The sequence below is a fragment of the Caldimonas brevitalea genome (assembly GCF_001017435.1).
Taxonomy (GTDB): Bacteria; Pseudomonadota; Gammaproteobacteria; order Burkholderiales; family Burkholderiaceae_C; genus Caldimonas; species Caldimonas brevitalea.
The window spans coordinates 5,253,206-5,272,472 of the sequence record NZ_CP011371.1 but is presented as its reverse complement, the minus strand read 5'-3'; the positions used below and the strand labels follow the sequence as shown (position 1 = coordinate 5,272,472).

The following is a 19,267-nucleotide window of genomic DNA, read 5'->3' as shown; positions in this document are numbered from 1 at the left end:
ATCCGCATGACCACGCCCTTCGAGGGAAGGGCGGCCCTGATGCGCCCCGACTCCTTCCCGGCGTGGTGCACGACCAGGCGTGCCACGTGCGGCCAGGCGCAAACCGGCCGCGGGGTCACATCCGCGGCGGTGCAGCGCAAGGGGGGAAGCGAGGGGAGGGGGAACAGCATCCGTGGGGAGAGTCTTCGGAGCGGGCTGCAGGCGGACACCCGATGTCGCCGCGGGCCGGGTCGGCCCCCAACGGTCGGGCGGGCCCGGCCTGCGGCCGGAAACCTTGTTCTTGGGTTCTTTCGACGTTCGCTCTATCGCAGCCCCAACCTCGGCCGCCACTTCACCTTGGGAAGCGGCCCGCCATGCCGGACTGCGTTGCATCACCAAATATGCAGGGCCGGCGTTTTGCAACTTCATCACGCCTGGGCCTTGCGAACCACTTTGCCTGCCCGTGCTGTCGACACTCTTCCGATCAGGGTCGGCAGAGTGGCGGGTAAACTCTTGAAAATCAAACACTTACAACGCAAACGTGGTGCAACGGATTATAGGGGCGAAACGGCCAAGGCAGGTGGAACCTGCTGAAACCGCTGGCCGCGCCCCACGCGGGTCGCGGCCAGCGGCCCCGAAACAGGCTGTGGTCCCCAGCGCCGGGCCCGAGGCGCGCGCACCGGCCGTGCAGCGCCTGGTGATCGACGAAGGCTCCGCGGGTCAACGGCTCGACAACTTCCTGCTGAAGACGCTCAAGGGCGTGCCGAAGACCCACGTCTACCGTATCGTGCGCAGCGGCGAGGTGCGGGTCAACAAGGGCCGGGCGGCCGCCGACACGCGGTTGGCCCTGGGCGACGAGGTCCGCGTGCCGCCGGTGCGTCAGGCCGAGCGCGCCTCCGCCCCGCCGGCGCCGGCGCGCGAGTTCCCGGTGTTGTTCGAGGACGACCATCTGCTCGCGGTCAACAAGCCCGCCGGCGTCGCGGTGCATGGCGGCAGCGGTGTGAGCTTCGGCGTGATCGAGCAATTGCGCCGCTCCCGCCCGCAGGCCCGCTTCCTCGAACTGGTGCACCGGCTCGACAAGGAGACCTCGGGGGTGCTGTTGCTGGCGAAAAAGCGCAGCGCGCTGACCCTGCTGCAGGACCAGTTCCGCCAGCGCGAGACCGGCAAGACCTATGCGGCGCTGGTGGTCGGCGCCTGGCCGGCGAACCGCAAGGTGATCGACGTCCCGCTGCACAAATACCTCACCGGCGAGGGCGAACGGCGCGTGCGCGCGGTGTCGCCGGCCGACGACGATGGCCGCCGCTCGATCACGCTGGTGCGCATCGCCGAAACCTATGCCGGCTTCACCTTGCTCGATGTCACCATCAAGACCGGCCGCACCCACCAGATCCGCGTGCATCTGCTGCACGAAGGCCATCCGATCGCCGGCGACGAGAAATACGGCGATTTCGCGCTGAACAAGGCACTCGCCCGCGGCGAGGCCGTGCCCGGGTGCCGTTTCGACCGCATGTTTTTGCACGCCCGTCGGCTGCGTTTCGAACATCCGGCGAACGGCGAGACCATCCAGCTGGAAGCGCCGCTGCCGTCCGAGTGCACCGAATTGTTGTCTGCCCTGCCGGTGCTGCCGGCCCATCCATGAACGACCACCGTCTTCACCGCCCGCGCCAGTACGACCTGATCGTGTTCGACTGGGATGGCACCTTGTTCGATTCCACCGCGCTGATCGTGCGCAGCATCCAGGCCGCCTGCGCCGATCTGAAGGTGCCCGTGCCCGACGACAGCCGCGCCGCCTATGTGATCGGCATGGGCTTGCAGGAAGCCTTCGAGCACGCCGCACCGGGCCTGGCGCCGCATCTCTACCCCGAACTGACGCAACGCTACCGTCAGCACTATTTCAAGCGCCAGCACGAGCTGACGCTGTTCGAGGGCGTGCTGGGCATGCTGCAGGCCTTGAAGCAGCGCCACCACTGGCTGGCGGTGGCCACCGGCAAGTCGCGCCGCGGGCTCGACGAAGCGCTCAAGACGGTGCTGCTGCGGGGCGTGTTCGACGCCACCCGCACGGCCGATGAAACCTTGCCGAAACCGCACCCGCGCATGCTCGAAGAGCTGATGGCGGAGTTCGGCGTCGAGCCGGAACGCACCCTGATGATCGGCGACACCACACACGACCTGCAGCTGGCCGTGAACGCGCGCACGGCGAGCGTCGCGGTGAGCTACGGCGCGCACGAGCCCACGTTCTTCCAGGACTACGGGCCGCGCTTCGTCGCCCACTCGGTGCGCGAGCTGCAGCAATGGCTGGATGCAAACGCCTGAGGGCGCGTGGATGTTGTGATCGGTAGGAAGTCGTGATGAGTGAAGTTTTGAAGCCTACGGAAGTCGAGTTGTGCGAGGCGGACGCCCTGGTCGAGCGCGGGCCCGCCGTGCCCTTCGACATCGTGTTGTGGAGCCAGGGGGCACGCGCCTTTGCGCTGCGCTTCGATGGCCGCCCGGTGGCCTATGTGAACCGCTGTGCCCATGTGCCGGTCGAGATGGACTGGCAGCCCAACCAGTTCCTGGACGACAGCGGGGACTGGATCATCTGTTCGATCCACGGGGCCTTGTATGACCCGCGGGATGGGCACTGCGTCGGCGGCCCGTGTCGTGGCGAGGGCTTGATCCGCGTTGAGGTTGATGAGCGCGACGGCAAGGTCTATTGGTATCCTTCTGGCGATATTCAGCCCGCCTTCACCGACTGAAGCCGGCACGCCTCGAGGCTCGGGGCAGCCCGCCGGCCCTGGTCGGCGGTTGTACTCTCCACTTCGTTTTTTCAGGGACACCATGAATTCGAACGATCCCGGCGACCTGCCCGATGTGCAAGCCGAGCCGGTCCGGGCCCCGGCGGCCGCGTCGGCTCCCGCGGCGCCCAGCGACACCGCGCTGGTGGCGCAACTGGCACGCGCCTACCTCGACGACCGGCGTCGCGAGCGGCGCTGGCGCATCTTCTTCCGCCTGGCATGGTTGCTGGTGGCCTTGACCGTCCTGGCGCTGGGCTACAGCCAGCGTGCGGCGACCAACGCACAAACCGGGCCGCATACCGCGCTGATCGACGTGCGCGGCGAAATCGCCGTCGACGCCGAGGCCAGCGCCGAGAACCTGCTGTCGGCTTTGCGCAACGCCTTCGAAGACGCCGGCGCCCAGGCCGTCGTGCTGCGCATCAACTCGCCGGGCGGCAGCCCGGTGCAGGCCGGCATCATCAACGAAGAGATCCGCCGGCTGAAAGAGCTGCACAAGAAGAAGGTGTACGCGGTGGTCGAGGAAGTGTGCGCGTCGGGCGCGTACTACATCGCGGTGGCGGCCGACGAGATCTATGTCGACAAGGCGTCCATCGTCGGCTCGATCGGTGTGTTGATGGACAGCTTCGGCTTCACCGGGCTGATGGACAAGCTCGGCATCGAGCGGCGCTTGCTGACGGCCGGCGAGCACAAGGGTTTTCTCGACCCGTTCTCGCCCCAGTCGGAAACAGAGAAGGCCTATGCCAAGGCCATGCTCGACCAGATCCACCAGCAGTTCATCAGCGTCGTGAAAGAAGGCCGCGGCAACCGGCTCAAGCCCGAGCCGCAGCTGTTCTCGGGCCTGTTCTGGAACGGCGAACAAGCGGTGGCGCTGGGGCTGGTCGACCACTTCGGCACGCTCGATTACGTCGCGCGCGAGGTGGTCAAGGCCGAAGAGGTGATCGACTACACGCCGCGCGAGAACGTCGCGGAACGGCTGGTCAAGCGCTTCGGCGCGGCGATCGGCAGCGGCGCGGTGCAGGCCCTGCGCAGCGCCGGCTCGCTGCGCTGAGAGGCGCTGGCGCACAGAAGCACAGGGGCCCGCCCGCCGGGCCTTGCGCGCGACACAAACAAAAGGGGCCCCGTCGGGGCCCCTCGTCGTGACCGGGTTCGTTCGTTCAACGGCGGAACCGCTCGCCGTTGTAATAGGTCAGTTCCACGAAGCTCGAGCCTTCGTGGTCACGCGGGCCGTAGCTCACTTCGTAGCCGCCCAGGTCGAACGGGCGCATGGTCTCGAAGGCGGCCACCAGCCTGTCTCTGCTGGCGCCGCGGCCGGCGCGGCGCAGGCCCTCGGCCAGGATGCGCGCACTGATGTAGCCCTCGAGCGACGGGTACGAGGTGGTCGGGTTGCCGGCCTTCTTCAGCGCGGCCTGGTAGGCCCGCACCACGGCGATCGTGCCGCTGTCCGGGTTCGGCACCACCTGGGCCACCGTGACCCCCTTGGCGCTGTCGCCGAGCATGTCCAGCAGCGGTTTCACGCCGAAGAACGAGATCAGGAACGGTGCGGCCATGGGCAGCTTCTGGCGCAAGGAACGCCAGGAGAGGATGCTCCCGGTCCCGATCGCCAGCGACAGCAGCGACGATGGTTGGAAGGCCACCACCTCGGCGACGGTCTTCTGGACCTCTTCGGCACTGTCGCCCGCGAGCAGAAATGCCTTCCACTCGGTATTGTTGTGGCGCTTCGCGGCCGCTTCGAAGGCCGCCAGCGTGGCCTTGCCGAAGGGGTCGTTGCCGTAGATCACGGCGCACTTCTGCAAGCTGGTGGTGCTCAGCTGCTGGGCGATCTTGTTCAGCTCGCCCGAATAGCTCGTGCGCGTGTGGATCACCAGCGGATTGTGGACACGCAGCGCGTCACTTCCGGTGGCCGGCGCGATCAGGGGCACCCTGGCCTGTTGCGCGACCGGCAGCAGGCCCAACACGCTGGTGGTGCCGCCGCAGGCGAAGAAGGTGACGATCTTGTCGCGCTCGATCAGCTGTTTCGCGTTTTCGGTGGCTTTCTCCGGCATGCCGGCGTCGTCCAGGCTGCGGAACTCGAGACGGTGCCCTTCGACCCCGCCACGCTCGTTGATTTCGTCGAACGCCGCCTTGATGCCCCGGTTCATTTCCACATAGGGGTAGGCCTGCGGGCCGGTGAGAGATGCCGTCTGGCCGATCACAAAGGCTTGCTCTTGGGCACGCACCGTCGTGGGCAGGGCGATCGCGGCCGCCGCGGCACCCGCGGCCTTCAGCAAAGCACGTCGGGCGATCGGGTTCGAGAATTCCTGGGACATCGTTCCTCCAATGCGAACCCACGATTGTGAGTGCTTGTATCTCCTTTGGGATGGCCCAAAAGGGGGGAAATTCCCTTGATATTCCCGCTTTTTCCGAGGGAATGTGGATTCCGTCGCCGGCCCGGCAGGGCCCCCCCGCCGAGTGCCGTGTCAGCCGGCGATGGCCGGCGGGGCCGGGGTGCGCAGGAGGCCCGAGGCGGGTCGATGCAACTCAACCCGCCCGGACCCTGGCGTCCGCCTTTATCGAGGGTAGAGCAACAGCCCGTAGGTGCGGTACAGGTCCTGGTCGGAGTTGACCGGCCCGGTTTGCGGTGTCAGCCCACCTTGCACCTTGACCCATACCAAGTGGTTGGCCCGGTCCTGCCAGACCAGGTTGCCGTTGCCGTTCAGCACCTCCGCATAGCTGTTGGCCGGCGTGAAACGGCGCACATGGTCGGGCCGAGTGTCGGGGCTCCACGACTTCGGCTCGGCGCGGTTGTGCCACGAGGTGAGGTAGCCGGTGGCGTCGAGCGAACCGTCGAAGCTCACCGCCAGGATGAAGGCATCGGAGCTGCGGTAGACGTTGGTGATGCTGAGCTCGATGGAGCGCGGCAGCGGCCGGCCGGGGAACCTCAGCACGTAGCGGCCGCCGTTGCGGGCCGCGAAGTGGCGCATGTGGCCCAGCATCGTCGAAACGGTCCCGTCGGCCACCGACCAGGTGCCGATGGTGTTGCCGGTAGCGTCTTGTCGGGTCACTTCGACGGGGGACGTGAACGAGTAGTCGCTCGGGTCGAAATCGGTCTTGTAGCTCTGCACGCCGTAGTACTCGCCGTCGCAGCTCCTGCCGTTCTGGCCCGCGGGCGCCGCCGCCGCGCACTGGGCGCCGCTGGTCAGGAAGGGCACGTCGTAGACCCAGTAATTGCCCTTGGGGCCCCAATAGCCGTGCGGGTCCCACAACGCACCGGCAAAGGTCCAGTGGCGCCGGTTCAGCGGCTGTCCGTCCATGTGGGGCGGCAGGGTGCGGTAGCCCGGCGAACTCTGGATCAGCCGATTGTTGGCATTGCGCACCGGCCCCTTGTCGACGCCCATCAGGTAGTAGTCATCGGTCTTGAACACGCCGCTCGACTTGCCGGCGACGAACGGGAAGCTCACTACGGTGTTGTGGTGCATGTCGAGCGCCGAGTGGTAGCTGGCGAAGGCCACCGGCGGCTCGTCCGACGGAGGCAGCGTCTGCTGGTTGAGGCTGGTGCCGATCACCAGCGCCCGGGTCAACTCGCCGACCTGCACCGCGCCGGCGAAGTGCGTGCCGACGTTGTCGGCCGTGACCCACTCGACATACTGCGGGTTGACCGCCCGGTTGCGGTAGGCGCCGCCGTTGTTCTTGTACGAGGTGATGCGCTTGAGCGTGAACTTCAGGCGCGGGCCCCCGTCGGTGCCGTCGGCGGTCGGGATGTAGTAGTTGCCCACCGTGTTGCCTGCAGCGTCGATCGGCACGTGCTCGAGCAAGATGCCCGAGGCGCGTGCACTGTGGCCGGTGTTGTGCTCGAACACACCGTGGGCCATGCGGTCGGGCCGCAGCGGCACGCGGGCCGACAGCCCCAGCGGCTTGGGCGGGAAGGCCAGCCAGAAGCCGTTGCCGGCGGTGTCACCCGCCAGGTTGTGGCGCACGATGTTGTCGGGGTTGGTCAACCAGAACCCGGACGGGCCGGCTTCGTGGATCTCACCCTCGTGCACCTGCAGGCGCCGCTCGGGCGGCGGGGCCCGCATCTTGAGCGCCAGGTTGCCTTCGAACACGTTGCGGCGTTCCACCGCGTCTTCCAGGAAGAAGGCGTGGCCGGCGATGTCGTGGCAGATGTTGTGCAGCACCTGCACGCCGTTGGTGCCGTGGACGACGATGCAGCGTTGTGAGGAGTCCCACACGCTGCTGTTGCGGATCACGTGGCCCGCCGCGTCGCCGCGCAGCTGGCCCTGCTCGTCGTAGCTCAGCATGTGCCAGTGGAACGGGTAGCGGCCCACCACGCCGGCCTGGCCCGCGCGCCGGATCTCGACGCCGTCGACCACCACCTTGGACGCCAGGTTCATGATCATCACGTGCACGCCGAAGCCGCTGTTGCGCCAGGCTTCGTCGTCGGGCGCCTGGAGGACGATGTTGCGGCTGAGGTTGCCGACCGCCGCGCGCTCGTCCAACACGGTGGGAGCGGGGCTGGCCGGCGGCACGAAGCTCGGGTCTTCGGTCAGGCTCATGCCGTGGTCGGTCACGTATTGCAGCCGGCCCCAGCGGAACTTGGCCAACGGCGTGCTCAGGGTCAGTTGCGTCCCGCCGGCCGCCGACAAGGTCAGGCGTTCGGTGGCGGTGGCGCCATAGAAGTCGGTCGGCGCAATCGCCACGCGGTCGCCGGCGCGCCAGCCGGTCGTCGTGTCGTTCAGCTGCAAGCTCGTGGTGCCGGCCGTCGCATGCGCAGCCAGCCGGGTCCACACGGGCTGCGGCGCCGCGCCGTGGATCTCGAGTCGGCCCCCGCGCACGTTGAGACCGCGGGAGACACCGTCGTTCGGTGTCCTGGGCGCGCCGGTCAAGGTGATGACGGCCTGCTGGGTGTAGGGCTCATCGGCCGTGCCGATCTCCAAGGCGCCGGTGACGTCGATGTAGCCGGCCGTCAGCGCGACGTTGCGGCGCGCAAAACGCAGCGTACCTTCGATGCGCAGGCCGGCCAGCGGGGGCGTGTCGGTGTCGAGCGTGATGATCTTGCCGGCCGGGATCACCACTTCGACACCGGCCGTCGGCAGCTGCCCGCCCCAGGTGCTGGGCTGGGACCACGCCAGCGCGTGGTCTTCGACGGCCGGCCGTCGTTCAGGTTCAGGTTGCGATGCCGACTCAGGGGCGCCCGCAGGCGCACCGCTCGACTTCTCATCGCCGCCACCACACGACGCCAGCAGCAAAGTGGCGACGAAGATCGCCGCGCGCGCGGCGGCAACGGGGGACAACTGGCGCGGTGCGTCCGCAGGAATCATGGTGCCCTCTCTCGGCCGCCGCACGGCGGATGGCATGACACAGCCACAACACTGCGCAGATGAGGTCGTTCGCCCGCCAAGCGCGCGGCGACCCGGTGTTTGAGTTGGAGGCGATTGCAGCTGTCAGGACGTGCAGCGTCAACCGGGGGGTGCGCAACCGCATGTAAAGGTTGGCGAGGCATTGCGGTGGTCTGCGCAACAGACGTGTGCGACAGGAGTGGCTGCTCCGCGGCCCCCTCTCGGCAGGACGTCATGGGGCCGCCGTGTTGGCGGCGGTCCACAGGTGACGCGCGGTGACGCACTGCTGTCCGTTCCAGTCTTGCTCACAGCTGCGACGGACCACCTCGCACATCGCCTCGCCGCTGGCACGCAACGCGCGGTAGGCCTGCACGTCCACAGCCCCGACGCCGGCGATGAAGACCGTGCTGGCGCCTTCAGCGGCCGAGGGCCCGGCCATGACACTGCAGCGGCTCTTCACCATCGCATCGACGCAGGCCTGCTCGACACGCGCCAACCCTTCCGGGCTGGCTGCGGACCCGGACGGCTGCGCGCTACAGCCGGCGACCACGAAGGCACAGACGGCGGCTGAGGTCACGAGCAGGGCTTGCATGCAGCGAGAGGGCCGGGTCGGCCGGGCAGACGAAACCGCCACCCTACTGCGAGGCCGGGCTGCGTCAAGATCTGCCGACGCCGTTGGCGAACAACGGTCACCGCCGATGGAGCAACGGTGCCGCCTTCGACCGGGTGCACGCGCAAGGTGCGGTGCCGCGCTCTCCCGGGCGCGGCCCAGCAGGGCCGCAGGCGCTCAAACGGTCAACAAGCCCTTGGTCTCGATGAACCGGATCACGTCGTCCAGCCCGGCGCGTGTCTTCAGATTGGTCATCGCATACGGCCGCTGCCCGCGCATGCGGCGGGTGTCGGCCTCCATCACCGCCAGGTCGGCCCCCACATGGGGGGCCAGGTCGGTCTTGTTGATCACGAACAAGTCGCTCTTCGTGATGCCCGGCCCGCCCTTGCGCGGGATCTTCTCGCCAGCGGCCACGTCGATCACGTACAGCGTCAGGTCGGACAACTCGGGGCTGAAGGTGGCCGCGAGGTTGTCGCCGCCGCTTTCGATGAAGACGATGTCGGCGTCGGGAAACTTGCGCAGCATCCGGTCGACCGCTTCCAGATTGATCGACGCGTCTTCGCGGATCGCCGTGTGCGGGCAGCCGCCGGTCTCCACGCCCATGATGCGTTCCGGCTCGAGGGCCCCGGCCACGGTGAGCAGCCGCTGGTCTTCCTTGGTGTAGATGTCGTTGGTCACCACCACCAGGTCCCAGCGGTCCCGCATCGCCTTGCACAGCATCTCGACCAGCGTGGTCTTGCCCGAGCCGACCGGGCCGCCGACGCCGACACGCAGAGGAGGGCGGGCTTTGGTGCGGCCGGCGGGCCGGGCGGTGGTGTCGGACGTCATGAGCGGAACAGCCTTGAATATTGGGTTTCGTGGACAGACGACAGAATCGCGAGCATCGGTGCAAAGGCCTGGCGCTGCGCGTCACGCAGTTGCAACGCCTGCTCGACCGCGGGCGGAATGGCGTCGGCCAAACGGGCCAGCATACGTTGGCCGGCACTCTGGCCGAGCGGGACAGCCTTGATCGCCGCCTGCACCATGTTTTCGGACCAACCGAAGGCGAAACACAGCAGCACCTCCCGGGGAGCGGCGCCGGTCTGTGCCGCCGCCAGGGCGAAGGCCACCGGATAGGTCGGCGCCGGCTGCAGCGCTTCCAGCACGGCCAGGCGCGGGTCTTCGGCACGCAGGCGCAGCCACTGCGCCAATGAGCGGCCCATCTGCTCGGTCTGCTGCCGCAACTCGGCCGACTCGCGGGTCGTCAACACCCACTGGTTCAGTTCGGCCACCCGCTCGGCGTCGCCACGTCGCCAGGCGCGCAGCGATTGCGCCAGCACCGCCAGCTCGTTGCGCATCAGACACAGCTGCAGCTGATCGAGCAACCAGTCACCGGCCTGCGTCTCGTTGGTGACGCGCCCGCTCTCGATCGCGGCTTCCAGGCCCTCGGAATAGCTGAAGCCGCCGACCGGCAAGGCCGGCGACGCCAGCCACATCAGCTGCAGCAGGGTGTGCGGGTTGGGCGCGGCCGGGGCCCGCCGGTCGAGCACACGCGGCATCAATGCGAGTGGCCGTGCCGGCAATGCGGGCCGTGCACGTGCCCTGACGCCGCCGCGTCCGGCTTGGGATCGCCGTGCCCGTGCCCGTGTTCGTGTCCGTGATGCTCGTGGTCGCAGTGCGGCCCGTGCCCGGGCTCTGTCGTTGCGGCAGAGGCGTTGCCGTGCCCATGGTCGTGGTCATGTCCGTGACTGTGGCCGTGCCCGTGCGCATGCCCGCCCGCCGCGTAAGCCCCGCCTTCGGGCTCGAAGGCGGCTTGTGTTGGCGTGACGACCAGGTGCATCTTGCGCAGCATGTCGGCGAGCACATGGTCGGGCTCGAGCAGCAGGCGGTCGGGCTGCAGCTCGAGCTGCACATGGCGGTTGCCCAGGTGATAGGCAGCGCGCAGCAAGTCGAAGCGACTGCCGTGCTCGGCGCAGGTGGTCACCACCATCACGTCCTGTGGCGCCGCGGTGACGCGCACCAGCGAGCCGTCTTCGGCCACCAGCACGTCACCGCCCCGCACCGACGTGCCGCGGGGCAGGAACACGGCCAGCGCCCGGCCGGTGCTGTCGGTGGCGTCGAAGCGGCTTTTCTGGCGCACGTCCCAATCGAGTTCGACGCTGGCGGCGCGCTTGAGCAGCACCGGGGCCAGGCCGCGGCCTTGGGGCAGGAGTTTGTTGACGGTCAGCATGGCGTCTCTCAGTCAGCGAGATCTTGGAAGCTGGACAGCATAGCGAAGCGGCCGCCGTACCGTCAGCGCGACGTCGAGCGGCTGCTCAGCGCCGTCAGCACCCCCAGCCCGATGTAGCTGCCACCGGCCAGGTAGCGGCTCCAGCGCGGCGGCGCCGTGCGCGAGCGCAACCAGGGACCGAGTGCCCCGGCCAGCCAGACATAGACGGCGTCGCTGCTCGCCGCGATCAGCACGAACAGGCTGCCCAGCAGCACGGCCTGGGGCATCACCGGCGCGTTCGGCGCCATGAACTGCGGCAAGAAGGCCGCAAAGAAAAGCGTGGTCTTGGGGTTGAGCAGCGCGACCAGAAAGCCGTCGGCGAACAAACGCGCCTTGGCCACCGGCCGTGGTGCGGCGGCCCCGGTCGTGTCGAGCGGCGTGGCCGCCCGCAGCGCCTGCACGCCGAGGTAGATCAGGTAGGCGGCGCCGGCCCATTTCACCAGCGTGAAGGCCGCTGACGACACCGCGAACAAGGCCGCGAGGCCCAGCGACGCGCCCAACGCGTTGCCGAGGTTGCCGAGCGCCACGCCCAGCACCGAGGCCAGGCCCGAGCGGCGCCCCTGCGCGAGCGTGCGGGTGATGATGTAGATGACGGCCGGCCCGGGCGTCACCGCCAGCAGCAGGCTGGCACCGGCAAACGCGATCAAATGGCCGGTCGGGGGCAGCAGCAGCATCGGTAGGTCCATGGGCGGCTCGATTCAGGCTTCAGAACAGGAAATAGCGTTGCGCCATCGGCAGCACGCTGGCCGGCTCGCAGCGCAGCAACTGGCCGTCGGCGCGCACCTCGTAGGTCTGCGGGTCGACCTGCATCTGCGGTGTGTAGTGATTGTGGATCATGTGCTGCTTGCGGACGCTGCGGCAGCCCTGCACCCCGGCCACCGTGCGGGTCAGCCGCAAGCGCTCGCCGACGCCGCCCTGCAACGCGGCCTGGCTGACGAACGTGAGCGAGCCGCGCGCCAGCGCGCCGCCATGGCTGCCGAACATCGGCCGGTAGTGCACCGGCTGCGGCGTCGGGATCGAGGCATTCGGGTCGCCCATCGCGGCCGCCGCGATGAAGCCGCCCTTCAGCACCAGCGAAGGCTTGACGCCGAAGAAGGCCGGCCGCCACAGCACCAGGTCCGCCCATTTGCCGACTTCGACGCTGCCCACCTCGTGCGCAATGCCGTGCGTCAGCGCCGGGTTGATCGCCAGCTTGGCCACATAACGCTTGACGCGGGCGTTGTCGTGCCGCTCGCTGTCGCCGGGCAGCCCGCCGCGCTGCTGCTTCATCTTGTGGGCGGTCTGCCAGCAGCGCAGGATCACCTCGCCGACGCGGCCCATCGCCTGCGAGTCGCTCGAGAACATGCTGATCGCGCCGAGGTCGTGCAGGATGTCCTCGGCCGCGATGGTCTCGCGGCGGATGCGGCTCTCGGCGAACGCCAGGTCTTCGGCGATGTTGGCATCGAGGTGGTGGCACACCATCAGCATGTCGAGGTGTTCGTCGAGGGTGTTGACGGTGTAGGGCCGGGTCGGGTTGGTGGAACTGGGCAGCACGTTCGCCTCGCCCACCACCTTCAGGATGTCGGGCGCATGTCCGCCCCCGGCACCCTCCGTGTGGAAGGTGTGGATGGTGCGGCCCTTGAAGGCCGCCACGGTGTCTTCGACAAAACCGCTTTCGTTCAGCGTGTCGGTGTGGATGGCGACCTGCACGTCGTGCTCTTCGGCCACGCTCAAGCAGGTGTCGATGGCCGACGGTGTGGTGCCCCAGTCCTCGTGCAGTTTGAGCGCCACCGCGCCCGCTTCGACCTGCTGGCGCAAGGCCTCCGGGCGGCTGGCGTTGCCCTTGCCGAAGAAACCCAGGTTCATCGGGAAGGCCTCGGCCGCCAGCAGCATACGTTCGAGGTTGGCCGGCCCCGGCGTGCAGGTGGTCGCGAAGGTGCCGGTGGCCGGCCCGGTGCCGCCGCCCAGCATCGTGGTCACGCCCGAACTCAAAGCCTCGTCGATCTGTTGCGGGCAGATCCAGTGGATGTGGGTGTCGATGCCACCGGCCGTCACGATCATGCCTTCCGCGGCAATGATCTCGGTGCCCGGCCCGATGACGATGTCGACCCCCGGCTGCACGTCAGGGTTGCCGGCCTTGCCGATGCCGGCGATGCGCGAGCCCTTCAGGCCGATGTCGGCCTTCACGATGCCCCAGTGGTCGACGATCAGCGCATTGGTCAGCACGCAGTCCATCGCGTCCAAGGCACCCGGGCCGTTGGGCCGCTGGCTCTGGCCCATGCCGTCGCGGATGGTCTTGCCGCCGCCGAACTTCACTTCCTCGCCATGGCCGCCGGCCACAGTGAGGTCTTGCTCGACTTCGATGATCAGGTCGGTGTCGGCCAGGCGCAGGCGGTCACCGACGGTGGGGCCGAACATCTCGGCATGAGCACGGCGGGACAGAGTGGCCATGGGCTTCCTTGTGGGGCAATCGGATCAGCAGGCATGCGGGGACAAGGCGGCGCCGGGCACGACGCCCGGGCGGTGGCAGCAGGCGTTCACAAGGCGCCTTGCACCGCGGCGCGGAAACCGTAGACCACCCGCTCGCCGGCATAGTCCACCAGTTCCACCGTGCGTTGCTGCCCGGGCTCGAAGCGCACCGCCGTGCCGGAGGCGATGTTGAGCCGCATGCCGCGGGCTGCCTCGCGGTCGAACTGCAGTGCCGGGTTGGTTTCGGCGAAGTGGTAGTGCGAGCCGACCTGGATCGGCCGGTCGCCGCTGTTCTGCACCACCAGGCCCAGCGTGCGGCGCCCGGGGTTGAGGGCATGGTCGGGGCCGTCGGTGAAGAGTTCTCCGGGGATCATCTGGCGTGCTCCTTCCCGTCTCAAGCCGCCATCCACAGCGGTGCCACGGCCCAGGCGCCGAGGCCGGCGACGAGCGCACCGGGCAGTCGTCGCCAGAGCGCGCCACGCGCTCGCGCCGCCGTCCCCAGCGCGATGCCGGCGGCATGCAGCAGGGCCGTGGCGAGCAGCATGCCGGCGAGTGCCGCCGCGCCGGCCAGCTCGTGGCCGTGCGCCGCACCGTGGAACAGCGCAAAGCCGCCGACCAGGGCAGCGACCCCCGCGGGCGGCCACCGCCGACCGCTGGCGGCCAGCAGCCCGAACACCAGCAGCGACACCGCGAGCGTCACTTCCAAGCCGCCGGGCAGCCAACCGCCGCGAGCCGCCAGCGCGCCCGCCAGCAGCAGTGCGCAAAAGGCCAGCGGTCCGACCCACCGCCGCGCCGGGTCGTGGCCGGCAGCCGTGCCGGCCTGGAACCCGACCGCCAACATCGCGGCCAGGTGGTCCCATCCGAGCAAAGGGTGCGACACACCGGCCCAGAAGCCGTGGTGACCGCCGGCGTCGGCGCCCGCATGGGCGAGCGCCGGCAGCGACGTGACGCACAGCGACAGGGCGGCCAGGCCGGCTCGGAGCAGCGAACAGGGCAAAGATCGGGTCATGGGCATCATTCAGGGGCGTGGGGAGTAGATCTGCACCAACTGCGTGTGTCGTTCACGCAATCGGTTGGTGCACCGTCACCAATTTGGTGCCATCGGGGAAGGTGGCCTCGACCTGGATGTCGGGAATCATCTCGGCCACGCCGTCCATCACATCGGCGCGGCCCAGCACCGTCTTGCCCTCGCTCATCAGCTGCGCCACCGACTTGCCGTCGCGGGCGCCTTCGAGGATGGCGGCACTGATCAGGGCCACCGCTTCGGGGTAGTTGAGCTTGAGACCCCGCGCCTTGCGACGCTCGGCCAGCAGGGCGGCCGTGAAGATCAAAAGCTTGTCTTTCTCGCGCGGGGTCAGTTCCATGGTGGGGCGTGGGCGGCGACCGGCGGCAAGGCATCGAACTTGCGGCAGGCGCTCGCCGTGACAACATGACGGAGCGCCCACCAATGCAAGAGACGGACCCGAGCCGAGCGGCGGTCTCGCCCGCCCCCACGCCCACCGGCGGCGGCGAGGCCTTGCAGCGGGTGATCAAGGTGCGCCGCGACTACAACCGCTGGGTCGCCAGCGAGACGCTGGAAGACTACGCGCTGCGCTTCACCCCGCGCACGTTTCGCAAGTGGTCGGAGCTGCGGGTCGCCAACACTGCGTTCGGCGCCGCGTCCTTTCTGGTGCTCGAAGCGGTCGGCGCCACGCTGCTGGTCGAACACGGCGTCGTCAACGCCTTCTGGGCCATCGTCGCGACCGGCCTGGTGATCTTCCTGGCCGGCTTGCCGATCAGCGTCTACGCGGCGCGCTACGGCGTCGACATGGACCTGCTGACCCGCGGTGCCGGCTTCGGCTACATCGGCTCGACCATCACCTCGCTGATCTACGCCTCGTTCACCTTCATCTTCTTCGCGCTCGAAGCGGCCATCATGGCCTACGCCCTCGACCTGGCCTTCGACATCCCGCCCGGCTGGGGCTATCTGATCTGCGCGCTGGTGGTGATCCCGCTGGTGACCCACGGTGTCACCGCGATCAGCCGTTTGCAGGTTTATACCCAGCCGATCTGGCTGTTGATGCTGGTGCTGCCGTTCATCTATGTGTTCGCCGAGAACCCCGGTGTGCTGCGCGGGCTGCTGGGGTACGGTGGCGAGGGTGGCGAGGGCCAGGCCGGGCCCCGCTTCGAGCTGCTGCATTTCGGCGCCGCCACCACGGTCGGCATCGCGCTCGTCACGCAGATGGGTGAGCAGGCCGACTACCTGCGTTTCATGCCCGAGCAGCGGCCTGGGCGGCGTTGGCGCTGGTGGGCCGGTGTGCTGATCGGCGGGCCGGGCTGGGTGGTGTTGGGCGTCGTGAAGATGTTGGGCGGCGCCTTGCTGGCCTACCTCGCCATCAGCCACTCGGTGTCGGCCGACCGGGCCGTCGACCCCAACCAGATGTATTTGGTCGCCTACGGTTATGTGTTCTCGCATGTGGGCTGGGCCGTGGCGGCGACGGCGGCCTTCGTCGTGATCTCGCAGCTCAAGATCAACGTCACGAATGCCTATGCCGGCTCGCTCGCCTGGTCCAACTTCTTTGCCCGTTTGACGCACAGCCACCCGGGCCGTGTCGTCTGGGTGGTGTTCAACACGCTGATCGCGCTGCTGCTGATGGAGCTGGACGTGTTCCAGGCGCTCGGCAAGGTGCTCGGGCTGTACGCCAACATCGCGATCGCCTGGATGATGGCGGTGGTGGCCGACCTGGTGATCAACAAGCCGCTCAAGCTGTCGCCGCCGGGCATCGAGTTCAAGCGCGCCCATCTGTACGACATCAACCCGGTGGGGGTGGGGGCGATGGGCATCGCCTCGGTGTTGTCGGTGATCGCTCACCTCGGGTTGCTCGGTGCCACGGCGCAGGCGTTCTCGGCGCTGATCGCGCTGGTGACGGCCTTCGTTGCGGCGCCGGCGATTGCCTGGGCCACTCGCGGGCGCTATTACCTGGCGCGGCCCGCAACGCCGGCGCCGGTCGACACGGCAAGCCCCCCGCGCGCCTATCGCTGCACCGTGTGCCACGGCGAATACGAACGGGAAGACAGCACCCACTGCCCGGCTTACCAGGGCATGATCTGCTCGCTGTGCTGTTCGCTCGACGCCCGTTGCCACGACCTGTGCAAGCCGCACGCGCGCCTGTCGGCGCAATGGGCGTCGGTGTCGAAGGCCCTGCTGCCGGCGCCGCTGTGGCAGCGTATGAACACCGAGCTGGGCCACTTCCTGCTGCTGATGGGCGTCAGCGTGCCGCTGCTGGGCGTCGTGTTCGCGCTGGTCTATCACCAGGAGTTGGCCTCGATGGGGCCGCACGCGGCCGAACTGCGACCGGCGCTGCGGCTCGCGCTCGTCAAGCTCTACGCGTCGCTGGTGGTGGTCGGCGGTGTGGTCGCCTGGTGGCTGGTGCTGGCGCACAAGAGCCGTCAGGTCGCCCAGGAGGAGTCGAACCGTCAGACGCATTTGCTGGTGCGCGAAATCGAGTCGCACCGCCGCACCGATGAACAGTTGCAGCAGGCCAAGCGGGCTGCCGAGCAGGCCAACCAGGCCAAGAGCCGCTACCTGTCGGCCATCAGCCACGAGCTGCGCACGCCCTTGAACAGCATCCTCGGCTATGCCCAGCTGCTCGACGAAGACGAGGACGTGCCGCCGCACCGCCGCCAGGCGGTGTCGGTGATCCGGCGGGGCGGCGACCATCTGCTGTCGCTGATCGAAGGCACCCTCGACATCGCCCGCATCGAAAGCGGCAAGCTCACGCTGGAGCCGACGCCGATGCGGTTTGCCGAGGTGCTGCGCGAGATGGTGCGGCTGTTCGAGCTGCAGGCGGCTGCCAAGGGCCTGGCCTTCACCTACGAAGTGCAGGGCAGCGTGCCCGAGGTGGTGCGGGCCGACGGCAAGCGCTTGCGCCAGATACTCATCAATGTGCTGGGCAACGCCGTCAAGTTCACGGCGCACGGCCGGGTCTGTTTCCGGCTGCGCTATGCCCGCGAGATCGCATTGTTCGAGGTCGAAGACAGCGGCCCCGGCATTGCGCCCGAGGAAATCGAGCGCATCTTCGAGCCTTACGCCCGCGGTGGCGCCGCCGCGTCCGAGCCTGGCAGCGGCACCGGCTTGGGGCTGACCATCAGCAAGATGCTGACCGAGTTGATGGGCGGCGAGATGACCGTGAGCAGCACCGTCGGTGTCGGCACGCTGTTTCGCATCCGGCTGTTTCTGCCCCAGGCCCGCATGGCCCTCGCCGAGCGCACGCCGCCGCGGCCACGTACCGGCTACCGCGGGCCGCGCCGGCACATCCTGGTGGTCGACAACCAGGAAGACGACCGCGGCTTGCTGGTGAGTTTGCTGGCCCCGCTCGGCTTCGAGTTGCGCCAGGCGGCGTCGGGCGACGAGTGTTTGGCACTGTTGCGGCAACCGGTGCGCGACTTCGAGCCCGACGCCATTTTCATGGACCTGGCGATGCCGGGGCTGGACGGTTGGCAGACCTTGCGGGCGTTGCGGGCCGAGGGCCTGTGCCCGCAGGCCCATGTGGCGATCGTCTCGGCCAATGCGTTCGACCAGGGGCTGGACAACGACGTCGGCATCTCCGCAGCCGACTTTCTGGTCAAGCCGGTGCGGCTCGGCGAGCTGCTCGATTGGCTGGGCCGGCGCTTGCAGCTCGAATGGATCGAGGCCGCCCGGGCCACGGCCGAGACGCCTGCCGCCGCCTGGGTGCCGCCCTCGCCGGCACGGCTGCAAGCGCTGCAGCAGCTGGTCGACCTCGGCTACCACCGCGGCATCATGCGGCTGCTCGACGAGATCGAGGCCGACGGCGAGCGGCATGCCGCATTCGTCACCAGCATGCGCGAGCTGGCCCGTCAGTTCCAGTTGGACGCGATGTCGCGTTTGCTCCACAAGGCCCGCCATGAGTCTTCCGCCGCCTGACCTTCCGATCGACCGCAGCGAGTCCGACGTCGTGCTGATCGTCGACGACGTGCCCGACAACCTCGCGGTGCTGCACGACGCGCTCGACGAGTCGGGCTATACCGTGCTGGTGGCCACCGATGGCGCCAGCGCCTTGTCGCGCGCCGCCCAGGCGGTGCCCGACGTGATCCTGCTCGACGCGGTGATGCCCGGCCTGGACGGCTTCGAGGTGGCGCGCCGCCTCAAGGCGCAGCCCGAAACGGCGCACGTGCCCATCATCTTCATGACCGGGTTGACCGAGACCGAACACGTGGTGGCGGCGTTCCAGGCCGGCGGTGTCGACTACGTGACCAAGCCGATCCGCCCGCAAGAGGTGGTGGCGCGGATCGTCACGCATGTGCAGGGTGCTCGATTGGCCCGGCAGGCCCGCAACGCCCTCGACGCCTTCGGCCATGCGACGCTGTCGGTGCGTCTGAGCGACGGCCGTGTCGTGTGGCAGACGCCGCTGGCGCGCAAGTTCCTGCAAGACTATCTGGGCTGCCGCGATGCGGTGTTGCCGGCCGACCTGCTGGCCTGGGTCGCGAGCCAGGCCGCGGCACCGCTCAACCCCCGCGAGCCGGTCACCCGCACCGTCACGCAAGGTCCTCGGCGCCTGGTCTTCGCGTTGCACCGGCAGACCGGCGACGACGAATGGTTGCTGGTGATGCACGAGGCGTCGGACGCCGCGGCCATCGAAGCCCTGACGCTCGGCTTCAAGCTCACGCTGCGCGAAGCCGAGGTGCTCTACTGGGTGGTGAAGGGCAAGACCAACCGCGACATCGGCGACATCCTGGGCAGCAGCCCGGCCACGGTGAAGAAACACCTGGAGCATGTCTACGAGAAGCTCGGCGTCGAGACGCGCACCGCGGCGGCGAGCGTCGCGATCGGTCGGGTCGGCTTGCTCGGGCAGCGTTGACCCGCGGCCCGATCCGAGGCGCACGCGCGACGGCATAC

General features: G+C 68.7%; 17 protein-coding genes. 6 read left to right on the top strand and 11 right to left on the bottom strand.

Annotation, left to right across the window (positions count from 1 at the left end):
* Window positions 1-625: 625 nt before the first annotated feature.
* From AAW51_RS22180 to AAW51_RS22165, 4 genes are all read left to right on the top strand, one after another.
* The gene (locus AAW51_RS22180; protein ID WP_238947670.1) at window positions 626-1,618 is read left to right on the top strand and encodes an RluA family pseudouridine synthase; all 993 of its coding nucleotides are present in this window, start codon (window positions 626-628) and stop codon (window positions 1,616-1,618) included.
* A complete protein-coding gene (locus AAW51_RS22175; protein WP_047196342.1) occupies window positions 1,615-2,292 on the top strand; it encodes an HAD family hydrolase in 678 nt (225 codons plus the stop codon). Before AAW51_RS22180 ends, AAW51_RS22175 begins: the two co-directional genes overlap by 4 nt.
* Window positions 2,293-2,327: 35 nt before the next feature.
* Window positions 2,328-2,714 carry a Rieske (2Fe-2S) protein gene (locus AAW51_RS22170; RefSeq protein ID WP_047196341.1) on the top strand — a complete coding sequence of 129 codons (387 nt, stop codon included), beginning with the start codon at window positions 2,328-2,330 and terminating at the stop codon, window positions 2,712-2,714.
* 82 nt (window positions 2,715-2,796) lie between these two features.
* Window positions 2,797-3,801 carry a S49 family peptidase gene (locus tag AAW51_RS22165; RefSeq protein ID WP_047196340.1) on the top strand — a complete coding sequence of 335 codons (1,005 nt, stop codon included), beginning with the start codon at window positions 2,797-2,799 and terminating at the stop codon, window positions 3,799-3,801.
* Between the two features lie 106 nt (window positions 3,802-3,907).
* Here the strand turns inward: AAW51_RS22165 and AAW51_RS22160 are convergent, their stop codons facing one another.
* The 11 genes from AAW51_RS22160 to AAW51_RS22110 form a co-directional block, all read right to left on the bottom strand.
* Entirely contained in the window at window positions 3,908-5,059 is a 1,152-nt protein-coding gene (locus AAW51_RS22160) for an ABC transporter substrate-binding protein (RefSeq protein ID WP_047196339.1), read from the bottom strand.
* A 240-nt stretch (window positions 5,060-5,299) separates the two neighbouring features.
* Complete coding sequence (locus tag AAW51_RS22155) at window positions 5,300-8,047, bottom strand: G8 domain-containing protein (protein WP_053013847.1); 2,748 nt, start codon at window positions 8,045-8,047, stop codon at window positions 5,300-5,302.
* A 250-nt stretch (window positions 8,048-8,297) separates the two neighbouring features.
* Window positions 8,298-8,642, bottom strand: a complete 345-nt coding sequence (locus AAW51_RS22150; RefSeq protein WP_157360006.1) for a hypothetical protein — start codon at window positions 8,640-8,642, stop codon at window positions 8,298-8,300.
* Window positions 8,643-8,852: 210 nt separating this feature from the next.
* A complete protein-coding gene (gene ureG / locus AAW51_RS22145) occupies window positions 8,853-9,503 on the bottom strand; it encodes an urease accessory protein UreG (RefSeq protein WP_047196337.1) in 651 nt (216 codons plus the stop codon).
* Complete coding sequence (locus AAW51_RS22140; protein WP_047196336.1) at window positions 9,500-10,213, bottom strand: urease accessory protein UreF; 714 nt, start codon at window positions 10,211-10,213, stop codon at window positions 9,500-9,502. Before AAW51_RS22140 ends, ureG begins: the two co-directional genes overlap by 4 nt.
* Complete coding sequence (gene ureE / locus AAW51_RS22135; RefSeq protein ID WP_047196335.1) at window positions 10,213-10,884, bottom strand: urease accessory protein UreE; 672 nt, start codon at window positions 10,882-10,884, stop codon at window positions 10,213-10,215. The genes AAW51_RS22140 and ureE overlap by 1 nt, the downstream gene beginning before the upstream one ends.
* Before the next feature lie 62 nt (window positions 10,885-10,946).
* A complete protein-coding gene (locus tag AAW51_RS22130; protein WP_238947669.1) occupies window positions 10,947-11,609 on the bottom strand; it encodes a LysE family translocator in 663 nt (220 codons plus the stop codon).
* 19 nt (window positions 11,610-11,628) lie between these two features.
* The gene (ureC, locus tag AAW51_RS22125) at window positions 11,629-13,353 is read right to left on the bottom strand and encodes an urease subunit alpha (protein WP_047196334.1); all 1,725 of its coding nucleotides are present in this window, start codon (window positions 13,351-13,353) and stop codon (window positions 11,629-11,631) included.
* 86 nt (window positions 13,354-13,439) lie between these two features.
* Window positions 13,440-13,745, bottom strand: a complete 306-nt coding sequence (locus AAW51_RS22120) for an urease subunit beta (protein ID WP_047196333.1) — start codon at window positions 13,743-13,745, stop codon at window positions 13,440-13,442.
* Window positions 13,746-13,765: 20 nt separating this feature from the next.
* The gene (locus AAW51_RS22115; RefSeq protein ID WP_047196332.1) at window positions 13,766-14,380 is read right to left on the bottom strand and encodes a HupE/UreJ family protein; all 615 of its coding nucleotides are present in this window, start codon (window positions 14,378-14,380) and stop codon (window positions 13,766-13,768) included.
* Between the two features lie 52 nt (window positions 14,381-14,432).
* Window positions 14,433-14,735, bottom strand: coding sequence for an urease subunit gamma (locus AAW51_RS22110; protein ID WP_047196331.1), 303 nt, complete (start codon window positions 14,733-14,735; stop codon window positions 14,433-14,435).
* An 83-nt stretch (window positions 14,736-14,818) separates the two neighbouring features.
* Between AAW51_RS22110 and AAW51_RS22105 the strand changes: the two genes are divergently transcribed.
* Together AAW51_RS22105 and AAW51_RS22100 are read left to right on the top strand one after the other, a co-directional pair.
* Window positions 14,819-18,295 (top strand): hybrid sensor histidine kinase/response regulator, encoded by a 3,477-nt coding sequence (locus tag AAW51_RS22105; protein WP_047196330.1) that lies wholly within the window; start codon window positions 14,819-14,821, stop codon window positions 18,293-18,295.
* Window positions 18,276-19,229 (top strand): response regulator transcription factor, encoded by a 954-nt coding sequence (locus AAW51_RS22100; protein WP_047196329.1) that lies wholly within the window; start codon window positions 18,276-18,278, stop codon window positions 19,227-19,229. Before AAW51_RS22105 ends, AAW51_RS22100 begins: the two co-directional genes overlap by 20 nt.
* Window positions 19,230-19,267 lie beyond the last annotated feature (38 nt).

Coding starts and splice junctions, on each gene's coding strand:
- AAW51_RS22175 (WP_047196342.1), top strand. CDS start 1,615: ATGAACGACCACCGTCTTCACCGCCCGCGCCAGTACGACCTGATCGTG.
- AAW51_RS22170 (WP_047196341.1), top strand. CDS start 2,328: ATGAGTGAAGTTTTGAAGCCTACGGAAGTCGAGTTGTGCGAGGCGGAC.
- AAW51_RS22165 (WP_047196340.1), top strand. CDS start 2,797: ATGAATTCGAACGATCCCGGCGACCTGCCCGATGTGCAAGCCGAGCCG.
- AAW51_RS22160 (WP_047196339.1), bottom strand. CDS start 5,059: ATGTCCCAGGAATTCTCGAACCCGATCGCCCGACGTGCTTTGCTGAAG.
- AAW51_RS22155 (WP_053013847.1), bottom strand. CDS start 8,047: ATGATTCCTGCGGACGCACCGCGCCAGTTGTCCCCCGTTGCCGCCGCG.
- ureG (WP_047196337.1), bottom strand. CDS start 9,503: ATGACGTCCGACACCACCGCCCGGCCCGCCGGCCGCACCAAAGCCCGC.
- AAW51_RS22140 (WP_047196336.1), bottom strand. CDS start 10,213: ATGCCGCGTGTGCTCGACCGGCGGGCCCCGGCCGCGCCCAACCCGCAC.
- ureE (WP_047196335.1), bottom strand. CDS start 10,884: ATGCTGACCGTCAACAAACTCCTGCCCCAAGGCCGCGGCCTGGCCCCG.
- AAW51_RS22130 (WP_238947669.1), bottom strand. CDS start 11,609: ATGGACCTACCGATGCTGCTGCTGCCCCCGACCGGCCATTTGATCGCG.
- ureC (WP_047196334.1), bottom strand. CDS start 13,353: ATGGCCACTCTGTCCCGCCGTGCTCATGCCGAGATGTTCGGCCCCACC.
- AAW51_RS22120 (WP_047196333.1), bottom strand. CDS start 13,745: ATGATCCCCGGAGAACTCTTCACCGACGGCCCCGACCATGCCCTCAAC.
- AAW51_RS22115 (WP_047196332.1), bottom strand. CDS start 14,380: ATGACCCGATCTTTGCCCTGTTCGCTGCTCCGAGCCGGCCTGGCCGCC.
- AAW51_RS22110 (WP_047196331.1), bottom strand. CDS start 14,735: ATGGAACTGACCCCGCGCGAGAAAGACAAGCTTTTGATCTTCACGGCC.
- AAW51_RS22105 (WP_047196330.1), top strand. CDS start 14,819: ATGCAAGAGACGGACCCGAGCCGAGCGGCGGTCTCGCCCGCCCCCACG.
- AAW51_RS22100 (WP_047196329.1), top strand. CDS start 18,276: ATGAGTCTTCCGCCGCCTGACCTTCCGATCGACCGCAGCGAGTCCGAC.